Genomic DNA, 13,369 nt, shown 5'->3' with positions numbered 1-13,369 from the left:
CAGGCGCGTAGTCGCCCGATTATGCGGCAAGCCCGGCACAATGCCGCTTGAACTCCCCAACCCGACCGGCCGCGGAGTTCAGCGGCGCTGCAGCCAGGTGGTGGGATCCACCGGCTGGCCGTTACGGCGCAGTTCGAAGTACAGCGCAGGGCGCCCATGCCCGCCGGAACTGCCGACCTTCGCCACCGGATCGCCGCGGCGCACGCGGTCGCCGGCATCGCGCAGCAAGGCGTCGTTGTGGGCATAGAGGCTCATGTAGCCGTTGCCGTGGTCGATGATCAGGATCAGGCCGTAGCCCGTCATCCATTCGGAGAACACCACCGTTCCGTCGGCGACGGCATTGACCGGGCTGCCCGCCGCCGCGCCGATCAGCACGCCGCTGCTGGTTCGGCCATCGGGCAAGCGACCGCCGTAGCGCGCCAGGAGGTCGCCGCTGGCGGGCCAGCCCAGTCCTCCGACCTTGGGGGCCGGCGTAGCCGATGCGACCCGCGGGGGCACCTTGCCGGGCGTCGACGGGCGTGGCGTGGCGGCCGGTTCCTGCGCCGCCCGTGCGGCGGCCGCGGCCCGCCGTTCGGCGGCGGCACGGGCGGCGGCGGCACGCAGGTTGGCCAGCAGGCGCTCCAGCGACTTCACGTCCTGGCCCAGCGCCTTCTCGCGCGACTGGCGGTCCTGGTAGCGCGCGTCGAGATCGGCCACCACCTTGGCCCGGTCGCCGCGATCGCGCTTGAGGGTCGCCAACTGCTCCTGCTGCTCGGCCTGCAGGGCCTCCAGCTGACGGGTCCGCGCGTCGATCTCCGCTTCGGTCGCCGCCAACTGTTCCAGCGCGCTCGTCAGCCCGGCGACCTGGCGCACCTGTTCGCGTTGCGCATAACGGTAATAGCCCAATGCACGCTGGGCGTCGGCGATGCGATCCTGGGCCAGCAGCAACTTCAGGGGTGCCTGCGAGCCCGCCATGTAGGCGCTGCGCAGGAGGGTCGCCAGGCGCTGGCGGCGCTCGCCCAGTTCACGCTGCATCCGCTCGCGTTGTTGCGCGAGTTCGGCCAGCGCCTGGCGTTCGTGCAGCAGCGCCTGCTCGGTCTGGGCCAGCGCCCGCATCGAGCGCCCCAGTTGCTCGTCGGCCCGGCGCAGGCGCTGGGCGGCCTCGCCCCGCTGGCCTTCCAGCCGTCGGCGTTCGCGGCCGATCTGCTGCAGCTCGGCGCGGGTCTTGCGCAGTTCCTGTTCGGCCGCCTTCGGCGACTGGGCGTGCACCACCGTCGGCACGCCACCCATCGCGAGCAACAGCGCCAGCCCGGCGCCCGCTCCCCGCTGGACCAGACCGCGCAGCCGGGCGCCGACCCTTGGCCAGGACGGACCTTGCTCGCGGCGGGGGCTCGCGCCCGGAACTTCCATGACTTCGGTCCAGTGACTTCAGACAGTGGCGGATTGTAGCCAAGGGTGGTCGTATGCTGTCTCCGGACCATGAAAAGGCGAACCGCCATGACCCGCACCCCAGTGAACCGTACCGCCGCACGCCTGGCGTTCGCGCTGGCCCTGGCCTGTTCGTTCCCGGCCATCGCCGAGGACGACATCAGCAAGGTCAACGGAAGCATCGAGACCTCGGCCGGCCAGCGTTACGGCGACCTCGAGACCGTCAACGGCGCGGTGCGCGTGGCCGAGAACGTCCAGGCCCGTGACGCCAGCACGGTCAATGGGAGCATCCACGTCGAGAGCGGTGCCCGCGTCGACAGCCTGGAGACCGTCAACGGCGCGATCCGGCTCGCGCGCGACGTGCAGGTGGCCGGCGACATCGAAACCGTGAACGGAAGCGTCTTCGTCGACAGTGGCGGTACCGTGGGCGGCAACATCGAGACGGTCAACGGCGCCATCGGCCTGGTCCGGACCCAGGTGGCCGGCAACCTGGAGACGGTCAACGGCGACATCACCGTGGGCATCGGTTCGCACGTACGTGGCGGCATCACCGTCGAACGTCCCCAGAGCTGGTTCCAGAGCGCACCCAAGCGCAGGCCGCGGGTGGTGATCGGCCCGGACGCCGAGGTCAGCGGCCCGATGGAGTTCCGTCGCGAAGTCAGCCTGTACGTGCACCGGACCGCGCGGATCGGCCAGGTGACGGGGGCCGAGCCGGTCCGCTTCGAAACCGAGACCGCGCCGCAGGACTGAGCGGGCGCAGCTTGGCTAGAATCGGAACTCCGCCGCCCCATCCGGAGTTCCGATGTCCCGCAAAATCCTGATCGGCCTGGCCGCTGGCGCTTTCGCGCTCGCCGGCTGCAAGAAGGCCGACACTCCCGCCCCGGCGACCGCGCCGGACGCGGCCACTGCCGCCGTTCCGGCCAGCACGCACTCGTTCGCGCCGGCGATCGATGCCGGCGACTTCAAGGACCTGGTGCAGACGCTGGCTTCCGACGAGTTCGAGGGCCGCGCGCCCGGCTCGGCCGGGGAAGAACGCACGATCGAGTACATCCGTGCGCAGATGCAGCGCATCGGCCTGCAGCCGGGCAATGGCGACAGCTATTTCCAGGACGTGCCGATGGTCGAGACCACCGCCGATCCCGCCACGACGCTGAACCTGACCATCGATGGCGCGCCGGTGGCGCTGGCCTTCGGCACCGACATGGTGGTGGGTACCCGCACCGGCCAGGCGCAGGTCAGCGTCAAGGACAGCCCGGTCGTTTTCGTCGGCTATGGCGTCGATGCGCCGGAGCGGCAGTGGAACGACTACGGCGACCAGGACTGGACCGGCAAGACGGTGGTGATCCTGGTCAACGACCCGGGCTTCCATGCCGACGACGACAAGCTCTTCGACGGCAAGAAGATGACCTACTACGGCCGCTGGACGTACAAGTTCGAGGAGGCCGCGCGCAAGGGCGCCGCCGCCGCGCTGATCGTCCATGACGACGCAGGCGCCAGCTACGGCTGGGACGTGGTCAAGAACTCCTGGTCCGGCGCGCAGTACGACCTGCCCGCCAGCGACGATCCCGAGCCGCGCCTGCCGGTGCAGGGCTGGCTGACGGCAGAAGCCGCGCGCAAGCTCTTCGCCGGCGCCGGCATCGAGCTGGAAGACGCCTACAAGATGGCGAACAAGCCCGGCTTCAAGGCGGTGCCGCTCGACGCCACCCTGTCGGTCGACCTGGCCAGCACCACCGCCAGCAAGACCTCGCGCAACGTCATCGGCGTGCTGCCGGGCAAGGCCCGCGCCGACGAAGCGGTGCTGTACATGGCCCATTGGGACCACCTGGGCAAGCACGAAGGCGAAGAGGGCGACGCGATCTACAACGGCGCGGTCGACAATGCCACCGGCGTGGCCGGCATCCTGGAGATCGCCGAAGCGTTCGCCCACCAGGAACAGCCACCGGAACGCTCGGTGGTCTTCGTCGCCGTGACGCTGGAAGAGTCGGGCCTGCTCGGCTCCAAGTACTACGTCGCCCACCCGACCTTCCCGCTGGACAAGATCGCCGGCGTGGTCAACCTCGACGCGATGTCCGTGGGCGGACGCTCGCGCGACATGGTGGTGACCGGCTTCGGCAACTCCGAGCTGGAGGACATGCTCAAGGTCCACGCCGACCAGCAGGACCGGGTGCTGACCGAAGAGGGCAACACCGCCGCCGGCTATTACTTCCGCAGCGACCACTTCAACTTCGCCAAGGCCGGCGTGCCGGCGTTGTATGCGAAGGGCGGCAATGACCTGCGCGAGGGCGGCCTGGACGCCGGCAAGGCGGCCAATGCCGAGTACGCCAAGCGCTACCACCAGCCCAGCGACGAGATCCACGATGGCTGGCGGTATGACGGCATCGTCGAGGACCTGCAGGCGCTGTACGGCGTCGGCCAGGACCTGGCCGGCGGCGACCGCTGGCCGAACTGGTACGAAGGCAATGCGTTCAAGGCCGCGCGCGACGAGGCGATGGCTGGCAAGCAGGCCGCCGCGCCATAACAGTCGCAGCACCTCTGAGCAACACAACCAGGAGGGCCCGCATCGAGAGCTGCGGGCCCTCCTGCTTTTCAGCTGCACGCTGCAGATTCCGGGGCGCTGCCAGAAGGCCTCGACCTGGAATCCGAACGTCGCCAGACATCCGCCGCCTTGCGCCGCCTCCAGTGCGGGGCTCAAGACTGAAGCTCGGCGACGGCTCGCCGTGATGGCCCGATCGGTCAACGTCGAAGCAACGTCGTTGTCAGGCAGGCCCGGGATCGGCTCGACCGCCACATGCGGCACGCGGGGAACCCCGACTCCAGGCCTCCCCCGCTCCACGTCCGGCGGCATGGCGCTCGGCGCAATGTGATGGCCTGCGCCCCGGTGATGCCTGGCATTCCGCGGGGGAGGGGGTCCGGCTTGACCCGTGGCGATGACAGCCAACTTGCGGACACCGCGCACGCACTAGCGCACCGCTAGACCACTTTCATGGCGTCAGTGTCCGCCGCGTCGACCGCGCAGATGGGGCCTGGGCACGGGCCTTCGACGCTCTGCGAGGCCTCCCGACGCAGGATCGCTCGACAGCGCGACGGTCTCGGTCATCGCGGGCTGCGAGCTGCGAGCCACCATCTGAATCGGTCGGGGATTACCAGGGCGATAACGTTCCCTCCGGCAGCAGGAGCCGGAAAAGAAGAAACCCCCAGCCTGTCGGCTGGGGGTTTCGGATAAAAACCCTGACGATGACCTACTCTCGCATGGGAGACCCACACTACCATCGGCGCTGTTGCGTTTCACTTCCGAGTTCGGGATGGGATCGGGTGGTTCCACAACGCTAATTTCATCAGGGAGACGGTTGGAGCGTGCTGGTGAACATGGCTGCCCGCAAGGGACAGACCGTGCATACCGCACCGTCTCGCATAAGTACTTGTGATGTAGTGAGCGGCGGATGGCTATCGACGTCATCGTCGAGTCCAAGGCCACTTGAGGTTATATGGTCAAGCCACACGGATCATTAGTATCAGTTAGCTCAACGCATTGCTGCGCTTACACACCTGACCTATCAACCACCTAGTCTTGATGGTTCCTTTAGGGGACTTGTGTCCCGGGAGATCTCATCTTGAGGCGCGCTTCCCGCTTAGATGCTTTCAGCGGTTATCGCTTCCGAACATAGCTACCCGGCAATGCCACTGGCGTGACAACCGGAACACCAGAGGTTCGTCCACTCCGGTCCTCTCGTACTAGGAGCAGCCCCTCTCAAATCTCCAACGCCCATGGCAGATAGGGACCGAACTGTCTCACGACGTTCTGAACCCAGCTCGCGTACCACTTTAAATGGCGAACAGCCATACCCTTGGGACCGACTACAGCCCCAGGATGTGATGAGCCGACATCGAGGTGCCAAACACCGCCGTCGATATGAACTCTTGGGCGGTATCAGCCTGTTATCCCCGGAGTACCTTTTATCCGTTGAGCGATGGCCCTTCCATACAGAACCACCGGATCACTAAGTCCTAGTTTCCTACCTGCTTGATCCGTCGATCTTGCAGTCAAGCACGCTTATGCCTTTGCACACAGTGCGCGATGTCCGACCGCGCTGAGCGTACCTTCGAGCTCCTCCGTTACTCTTTAGGAGGAGACCGCCCCAGTCAAACTACCCACCATACACGGTCCCCGACCCGGATTACGGGCCTAGGTTAGAACGTCAAGCACATCAGGGTGGTATTTCAAGGATGGCTCCATGCCAGCTAGCGCCGACACTTCAAAGCCTCCCACCTATCCTACACAGACGAACTCAACGTTCAGTGTAAAGCTATAGTAAAGGTTCACGGGGTCTTTCCGTCTTGCCACGGGAACGCTGCATCTTCACAGCGATTTCAATTTCACTGAGTCTCGGGTGGAGACAGCGCCGCTGTCGTTACGCCATTCGTGCAGGTCGGAACTTACCCGACAAGGAATTTCGCTACCTTAGGACCGTTATAGTTACGGCCGCCGTTTACTGGGGCTTCGATCAAGAGCTTCGCCTTGCGGCTGACCCCATCAATTAACCTTCCAGCACCGGGCAGGCGTCACACCCTATACGTCCACTTTCGTGTTTGCAGAGTGCTGTGTTTTTGATAAACAGTCGCAGCGGCCTGGTTTCTGCGACCCTCCTCAGCTATAGCCCGCATGGGCCACCAAAGAGGGTGCACCTTCTCCCGAAGTTACGGTGCCATGTTGCCTAGTTCCTTCACCCGAGTTCTCTCAAGCGCCTGAGAATTCTCATCCTACCCACCTGTGTCGGTTTACGGTACGGTCTTCGTGAGCTGAAGCTTAGGAGCTTTTCCTGGAAGCGTGGTATCAGTGACTTCGCCCTAAAGGGCTCGTCTCGGTGCTCGGTCTTAAAGGATCCCGGATTTGCCAAAGATCCAAACCTACCGCCTTTCCCCGGGACAACCAACGCCCGGTACACCTAACCTTCTCCGTCCCTCCATCGCACTCACGCGAGGTGCAGGAATATTAACCTGCTTCCCATCGACTACGGCTTTCGCCCTCGCCTTAGGGACCGACTAACCCTGCGTCGATTAACGTTGCGCAAGGAAACCTTGGGCTTTCGGCGTGCGGGCTTTTCACCCGCATTATCGTTACTCATGTCAGCATTCGCACTTCCGATACCTCCAGCAGACTTCTCAATCCACCTTCGCAGGCTTACGGAACGCTCCTCTACCGCGCATAACAAAGTTATGCACCCCAAGCTTCGGTTTATCGCTTAGCCCCGTTAAATCTTCCGCGCAGACCGACTCGACCAGTGAGCTATTACGCTTTCTTTAAAGGGTGGCTGCTTCTAAGCCAACCTCCTGGCTGTCTGTGCCTTTCCACATCGTTTCCCACTTAGCGATAATTTGGGACCTTAGCTGTGGGTCTGGGTTGTTTCCCTTTTCACGACGGACGTTAGCACCCGCCGTGTGTCTCCCATACAGTCCGTCTCGGTATTCGGAGTTTGCAATGGTTTGGTAAGTCGCGATGACCCCCTAGCCATAACAGTGCTCTACCCCCGAGAGGATACATATGAGGCGCTACCTAAATAGCTTTCGAGGAGAACCAGCTATCTCCGGGTTCGATTAGCTTTTCACTCCTAATCACACCTCATCCCCTACCTTTGCAACGGGAGTGGGTTCGGGCCTCCAGTACCTGTTACGGCACCTTCACCCTGGGCATGACTAGATCACCCGGTTTCGGGTCTACAGCCCGCGACTATGCGCCCTATTCAGACTCGGTTTCCCTTCGCCTCCCCTATACGGTTAAGCTTGCCACGAACTGTAAGTCGCTGACCCATTATACAAAAGGTACGCAGTCACCCTTGCGGGCTCCTACTGCTTGTACGCACACGGTTTCAGGGTCTATTTCACTCCCCTCTCCGGGGTTCTTTTCGCCTTTCCCTCACGGTACTGGTTCACTATCGGTCGGTCAGGAGTATTTAGCCTTGGAGGATGGTCCCCCCATGTTCAGACAGGGTTTCACGTGCCCCGCCTTACTCGTCTTCACTGGAGTGGCCCTTTCAAATACAGGGCTATCACCTTCTATGGCCAACCTTTCCAGGTTGTTTTTCTAGAACCATTCCAGCTTAAGGGCTAGTCCCCGTTCGCTCGTCACTACTTAGGGAATCTCGGTTGATTTCTTTTCCTCCGGTTACTTAGATATTTCAGTTCACCGGGTTCGCTTCCAGCAGCTATGTATTCACTGCAGGATACTGCCGAAGCAGTGGGTTTCCCCATTCGGACATCGCGGGATCAAAGCTTATTGCCAGCTCCCCCGCGCTTTTCGCAGGCTGTCACGTCCTTCATCGCCTCTGACCGCCAAGGCATCCACCGTGTGCGCTTATTCGCTTGACCATATAACCCCAAGTCGCCTCGGAGTTAATGACGTGCCGGTGGGGTACAAAGCCACCAGCGCGAACATACGACTCAATTTTTAGGGGCTCGAAGCCCCCGCCTTAGCCTCAACGACACGTCGAGATAGACATCTCAAACGCTCGCTACATCACAAGTTTTAAAAGAGCACGTACCGGGCTTCAACGCCTGGTGCGTAAATTCGAAAGTGTGTGCGCTTGTCATTCAGAGTGGTGGGTCTGGGAGGACTCGAACCACCGACCTCACCCTTATCAGGGGTGCGCTCTAACCACCTGAGCTACAGACCCAAAAGTCGATACTCATATGGTGGAGCCTGTCGGGATCGAACCGACGACCCCCTGCTTGCAAAGCAGGTGCTCTCCCAGCTGAGCTAAGGCCCCTAAAAGGGACTTCCCCGGTCCGCTGTCGGACCAGGAACTCTGAATGCAGGTGACTTGTGAGGACGCCCGACAGGACGATGCTGTCGTGCTCAAAAGGAGGTGATCCAGCCGCACCTTCCGATACGGCTACCTTGTTACGACTTCACCCCAGTCATCGGCCACACCGTGGCAAGCGCCCTCCCGAAGGTTAAGCTACCTGCTTCTGGTGCAACAAACTCCCATGGTGTGACGGGCGGTGTGTACAAGGCCCGGGAACGTATTCACCGCAGCAATGCTGATCTGCGATTACTAGCGATTCCGACTTCACGGAGTCGAGTTGCAGACTCCGATCCGGACTGAGAGAAGGTTTCTGGGATTGGCTCCCCCTCGCGGGATTGCAGCCCTCTGTCCTTCCCATTGTAGTACGTGTGTAGCCCTGGTCGTAAGGGCCATGATGACTTGACGTCATCCCCACCTTCCTCCGGTTTGTCACCGGCGGTCTCCTTAGAGTTCCCACCATTACGTGCTGGCAACTAAGGACAAGGGTTGCGCTCGTTGCGGGACTTAACCCAACATCTCACGACACGAGCTGACGACAGCCATGCAGCACCTGTCTCACGGTTCCCGAAGGCACCAATCCATCTCTGGAAAGTTCCGTGGATGTCAAGACCAGGTAAGGTTCTTCGCGTTGCATCGAATTAAACCACATACTCCACCGCTTGTGCGGGCCCCCGTCAATTCCTTTGAGTTTCAGTCTTGCGACCGTACTCCCCAGGCGGCGAACTTAACGCGTTAGCTTCGATACTGGGTTCCAAGTTGAACCCAACATCCAGTTCGCATCGTTTAGGGCGTGGACTACCAGGGTATCTAATCCTGTTTGCTCCCCACGCTTTCGTGCCTCAGTGTCAGTGTTGGCCCAGGTGGCCGCCTTCGCCACGGATGTTCCTCCCGATCTCTACGCATTTCACTGCTACACCGGGAATTCCGCCACCCTCTACCACACTCTAGTTGCCCAGTATCCATCGCAATTCCCAGGTTGAGCCCAGGGCTTTCACGACAGACTTAAACAACCACCTACGCACGCTTTACGCCCAGTAATTCCGAGTAACGCTTGCACCCTTCGTATTACCGCGGCTGCTGGCACGAAGTTAGCCGGTGCTTATTCTTTGGGTACCGTCATCCCTGCCAGGTATTAACCGACAGGATTTCTTTCCCAACAAAAGAGCTTTACAACCCGAGGGCCTTCTTCACTCACGCGGTATGGCTGGATCAGGCTTGCGCCCATTGTCCAATATTCCCCACTGCTGCCTCCCGTAGGAGTCTGGACCGTGTCTCAGTTCCAGTGTGGCTGATCATCCTCTCAGACCAGCTACGGATCGTCGCCTTGGTGGGCCTTTACCCCGCCAACTAGCTAATCCGACATCGGCTCATTCAATCGCGTGAGGCCTTGCGGTCCCCCACTTTCACCCGTAGGTCGTATGCGGTATTAGCGTAAGTTTCCCTACGTTATCCCCCACGACAGAGTAGATTCCGATGTATTCCTCACCCGTCCGCCACTCGCCACCCAGAGAGCAAGCTCTCCTGTGCTGCCGTTCGACTTGCATGTGTTAGGCCTACCGCCAGCGTTCACTCTGAGCCAGGATCAAACTCTTCACTTAAAATTACAGACCCGAAGGTCAATACTTTCAGCTGCAGAAGTTCTACCCAGCTACGTATCGCTTGCTATAAAGCATTTGACTTGTTGCTGTTAAAACGTCTGCAAGATGGACAGTCATCCTTCCTGCAGGCGTCCGCACAAGTTACCTGCGCACACTTTCAAAGAGCGTCGGAATCGGCCTCAGCGCCTTCATCCGTGTCCCGACGTTTCCGTCGAGGTGAGCCGCACATTCTGGCAGCTCATTTTGGAAGTGTCAACACCGCGTTGCGGGGTTTTCATCTTCCCCTCATCTTCAGCGGCGAACCGCTTCCGTCGAGGTGAGCCGCACATTCTGGCAGCTCGTTTCGGATCCGTCAACACCCCGTGAAGGGATCTTTTCGTTTCCGCCCTGGTGGCTGCGAATCGCGTGATTCGTTTCCGCCGAGGGAGCCGCACATTATAGGCGGCTTCCGGAGAACTGCAACACCTTTGTTGGAGGGTTTTCGCTTCCGGCCCCGCCGCTGCTGGCTCCCGAAGGAGGCCGGTCGTTGGCGGGGCGCGCATTGTGCATGGACGCTCCCGCGTTGGGAAGCCCCCCGGCGAAATTTCCTGCTCAGGCGACGGCCGGAATCATGCGAACCGCTATTCCCGACCCGCTGCAGGCGGCTTCGAGGGCGGCGAGGCTGCCGCCGGAGCCCTGCTGCTGGTGGACCCACACGATCCGCGCGCCCGGCGCGGCAAGCGAGCGCAACAACGCAGCCGGGTCCGGGCCTGCCGGGATTCGCCGGGCGTCGCGGCGCGCCGGCTCCAGCATCGCCGCGTCGACGCCCTCGCCCACGACGATGATGTCCGCTTCGTTGAAGGCGCGCAGCGCACGCAGCGTGTAAAGGTCGGGCATGGGGCTGGCCGCGACCAGCGCGACCACCGCCGGTTGCGGCGGCAATTCGGCGGCGCGCTCCACCTCTTCCAGGAACGCGGCCTCCATGGCCGCGTCGCCGCCACGTTCGAATGCGGACTCCATGCGGCCATCGAGCATGCGCTCGAACCAGCGGCGGCGTGCCGACAGGTCGGGGAGCCGGAGGCGGATCCGCTCGCGGTGTTCGGCGAACAGACCCGCCAGCCTGCCCAGGGAGGGGCCGAGCTCGGTCTCCAGGCGTTCACGGATGCGGCGGGCCAGCATGGGCGCCGCGCCCCCCGACGAGATCGCCACCACCAGGGGCGCGCGATCGACCACGGCCGGCACCTGGAAACTCGACAGCACCGCATCATCGACCACGTTCACCAGCCGACGCCGGCGCCCGGCTTCGGCCGCAAGGCCTGCGTTGAACGCGGAATCGTCGGTCGCCGCCACCACCAGCCAGACGGCGTCCAGCCATGCCGGGTCGAACTCGCCGGCCAGACGGACGATGCGGCCGTCGGCCAATGCGGTGGCGACCTCCGGATGCAGCACCTCGCGCGCGTGCAGGCGGACGAGTGCGCCCGCCCGGAGCAGCGCGGCGACCTTCCTGGCGGCGACTTCGCCGCCACCGACCACCAGCACCTCGCGACCACGCAGGTCGGCGAACAGCGGATACAGCCCCATGCCAGGATCCCTCTCTCCGTCGCCAGCATCGTCCCTGCTGGCGCCGGGATTGTCGATGGTGGAGCGGCTGACGGCGGAGATGCCGGGTCAGCCGGCGAGGAAGTCCAGGAAGAAGGACGCGACCGTCGTGGGCTGGTCCATGTGCAGGTGGTGGCTGCCGGCGATCACCGCCACCGCGGCGTCCGGCACGACGGCCAGCCGGGCATCGCGAACGGCCTCGGGAAAGTAGGACTGGGCAGGTTCGGCACCGAGGAAGCGGACCGGGCAGGGGATCGCGGCCAGCAGTGCCTGTACCTGCGGCTCGGCCAGCCGTGTCGCGGCCGGGCGGGTCAACCGCGGATCGCTGGACCAGACGTACCCGCCCGCCACCGCACGCGTGCCGCGCTCCACGAGCAGGCGGGCGTTGGCCTGGTCGAGTTGGCTGGCCTGCATGCGCGCACGCACGGCCAGACCCAGGTCCGGGAAGACACGAAGCGACGCGCCTGTCGCGCGGCCTCGCGAGGCCGCCACGGCCTGCTGCAGGCGCGAAGCGGTGTTCCCGGGCGCTTCCGAAAGCGGGCCAAGGGTCTCGATGAGCGCCAGCCGCTCCACCCGCGACGGATCGGCCACGGCCACGAGCGACGCGATGGCGGCGCCCATCGAGTGGCCGAGCAGGGCGAAACGCTCCCAGCCCAGCGCATCGGCGGCATCCAGCACCGCATGAACGTGCGTGGTCAATCCGTACTCGGTTCCGACCGGCAGGTGCGCGCTGCGACCGTGGCCGGGGAGGTCGAGCAGCAGCAGGTCCAGCCCCGGCAGATGCGGCAGCATCGGCAGGAAGCTGGCGGCATTGTCGAGCCAGCCGTGCAGCGCGATCACCCGTGGCTGGCCCGGGGATTCCCGCCGCAGCCCGGCCAGTTCACCCCAGGCAACGGGCAGGCGGACTTCGCGCGGGCTCACCCGTCGCTGCCGACGGCGCAGCGCGCCAGGCCTGCCAGCGCATCGGCGTGCGCAGGCGCATCGTTGAGGCAGGGAATGTAGGCCATCCGCCCGCCCTTCGACTCGAAGTGCTCGGCCAGGCCCAGCGCGACTTCTTCCAGGGTTTCCAGGCAATCGACCGCGAAACCGGGACAGGCGACGTCCACCTCGCGCACGCCCGATGCGGCGAGCCGATCCAGCGCGTCGAGCGTGGAGGGCTCCAGCCAGCGCTCGCGGCCGAAGCGGGACTGGTAGGCGAGGGACCACTGTTCCGGGGCCAGGCCCAGCGCCGCGGCCACCGCCGTGGCGCTGTCCAGGCAGCGCTGGGGATACGGATCGCCAGCGTCGGCCACCCGCTGCGGCAGGCCATGGAAGGAGAACAGCAGGTGTTTCCCGGCACCATGCTGGCCGCGGTAGCGGGCGATCGAACCAGCCACCGCGGCGACCCAGCCCGGGTCGCTCGAGTAATCCTCGATCAGGGTCACGTCCATGCCCTGCGTTTCCTCGGCGACGACGTCGGCCACCGAGGCGGTGGTGGTGGTCGAGTACTGGGGATAGAGCGGCAGCACGACCAGCCGGCGCACGCCGGAGGCGCGCAGTTCGCGCAGGATGGACCGCAGCGCGGGGTTGCCGTAGCGCATCGCCGGCAGCACGCGCCAGTCCGGCAGCCGCTCCTGCAGCGCGGCGGCCAGGCGGCGGGTGTGGACCAGCAGCGGCGAGCCCTCGTCCATCCACACCTTGGCGTAGTTGGCCGCCGAGCGCGGCCCGCGCAGCGGCAGGATCAACCCGTACAGCAGCGGCTTCCACAGCAGCGGCGGGATCGCGACAACCCGCGGATCGCCGAGGAACTCGGCCAGGTAGCGACGCACGGCCGGCGCGGTCGGCGCGTCGGGCGTACCCAGGTTGACCGCGAGCAGCGCGGTGTCGGAGTCGTTGGCCATGGCCCATTCTGACAGAGCCGCCGCCTGGGTCGCGCGGGTTCTGCATGCTTCGGAAGCGGCGCTGGAGGAGGCTGGCCGGCCTCAGGCAGGATTCATTGCCGCTTCA

6 protein-coding genes, 2 tRNA genes and 3 rRNA genes are annotated in these 13,369 nt (G+C 64.0%); 2 read left to right on the top strand and 9 right to left on the bottom strand.

Annotation, left to right across the window (positions count from 1 at the left end; translation table 11 throughout):
• Nucleotides 1-78: 78 nt before the first annotated feature.
• Nucleotides 79-1,269, bottom strand: a complete 1,191-nt coding sequence (locus ABKA19_RS02510; protein WP_353688029.1) for a murein hydrolase activator EnvC family protein — start codon at nt 1,267-1,269, stop codon at nt 79-81.
• 207 nt (nt 1,270-1,476) lie between these two features.
• Here ABKA19_RS02510 and ABKA19_RS02505 point away from each other — a divergent pair, with 207 nt between their 5' ends.
• Together ABKA19_RS02505 and ABKA19_RS02500 are read left to right on the top strand one after the other, a co-directional pair.
• Nucleotides 1,477-2,157: a DUF4097 family beta strand repeat-containing protein gene (locus tag ABKA19_RS02505; protein WP_202935587.1), complete on the top strand. Its 681-nt coding sequence runs from the start codon at nt 1,477-1,479 to the stop codon at nt 2,155-2,157.
• Between the two features lie 52 nt (nt 2,158-2,209).
• Entirely contained in the window at nt 2,210-3,925 is a 1,716-nt protein-coding gene (locus ABKA19_RS02500; protein WP_353687502.1) for a M28 family metallopeptidase, read from the top strand.
• A 708-nt stretch (nt 3,926-4,633) separates the two neighbouring features.
• Here ABKA19_RS02500 and rrf read toward each other — a convergent pair.
• From rrf to hemH, 8 genes are all read right to left on the bottom strand, one after another.
• Nucleotides 4,634-4,747: ribosomal RNA gene (gene rrf / locus ABKA19_RS02495) — 5S ribosomal RNA — on the bottom strand.
• 145 nt (nt 4,748-4,892) lie between these two features.
• Nucleotides 4,893-7,770, bottom strand: a 23S ribosomal RNA gene (locus ABKA19_RS02490).
• A gap of 228 nt (nt 7,771-7,998) precedes the next feature.
• Nucleotides 7,999-8,075: transfer RNA gene (locus ABKA19_RS02485), tRNA-Ile, on the bottom strand.
• 17 nt (nt 8,076-8,092) lie between these two features.
• A tRNA-Ala gene (locus ABKA19_RS02480) sits at nt 8,093-8,168 on the bottom strand.
• Nucleotides 8,169-8,260: 92 nt separating this feature from the next.
• Nucleotides 8,261-9,805, bottom strand: a 16S ribosomal RNA gene (locus tag ABKA19_RS02475).
• The 16S, 23S and 5S rRNA genes sit together here with 2 tRNA genes alongside, the layout of an rRNA operon.
• A 591-nt stretch (nt 9,806-10,396) precedes the next feature.
• The gene (locus tag ABKA19_RS02470; protein ID WP_353687501.1) at nt 10,397-11,365 is read right to left on the bottom strand and encodes an NAD(P)-dependent oxidoreductase; all 969 of its coding nucleotides are present in this window, start codon (nt 11,363-11,365) and stop codon (nt 10,397-10,399) included.
• Nucleotides 11,366-11,452: 87 nt separating this feature from the next.
• Nucleotides 11,453-12,304, bottom strand: coding sequence for an alpha/beta fold hydrolase (locus ABKA19_RS02465; protein ID WP_353687500.1), 852 nt, complete (start codon nt 12,302-12,304; stop codon nt 11,453-11,455).
• Entirely contained in the window at nt 12,301-13,263 is a 963-nt protein-coding gene (hemH, locus tag ABKA19_RS02460) for a ferrochelatase (RefSeq protein WP_353687499.1), read from the bottom strand. Before hemH ends, ABKA19_RS02465 begins: the two co-directional genes overlap by 4 nt.
• Between the last annotated feature and the right edge of the window lie 106 nt (nt 13,264-13,369).

This window comes from Pseudoxanthomonas sp. Soil82 (assembly GCF_040446535.1).
GTDB classification, from domain to species: domain Bacteria; phylum Pseudomonadota; class Gammaproteobacteria; order Xanthomonadales; family Xanthomonadaceae; genus Pseudoxanthomonas; species Pseudoxanthomonas kaohsiungensis.
This window is presented reverse-complemented; position numbering and strand designations above follow the sequence as displayed.

What these genes read in the sequence shown, in the direction of transcription:
- ABKA19_RS02510 (WP_353688029.1), bottom strand. Translation starts at nt 1,269, where the DNA reads ATGGGTGGCGTGCCGACGGTGGTGCACGCCCAGTCGCCGAAGGCGGCC.
- ABKA19_RS02505 (WP_202935587.1), top strand. Translation starts at nt 1,477, where the DNA reads ATGACCCGCACCCCAGTGAACCGTACCGCCGCACGCCTGGCGTTCGCG.
- ABKA19_RS02500 (WP_353687502.1), top strand. Translation starts at nt 2,210, where the DNA reads ATGTCCCGCAAAATCCTGATCGGCCTGGCCGCTGGCGCTTTCGCGCTC.
- ABKA19_RS02470 (WP_353687501.1), bottom strand. Translation starts at nt 11,365, where the DNA reads ATGGGGCTGTATCCGCTGTTCGCCGACCTGCGTGGTCGCGAGGTGCTG.
- hemH (WP_353687499.1), bottom strand. Translation starts at nt 13,263, where the DNA reads ATGGCCAACGACTCCGACACCGCGCTGCTCGCGGTCAACCTGGGTACG.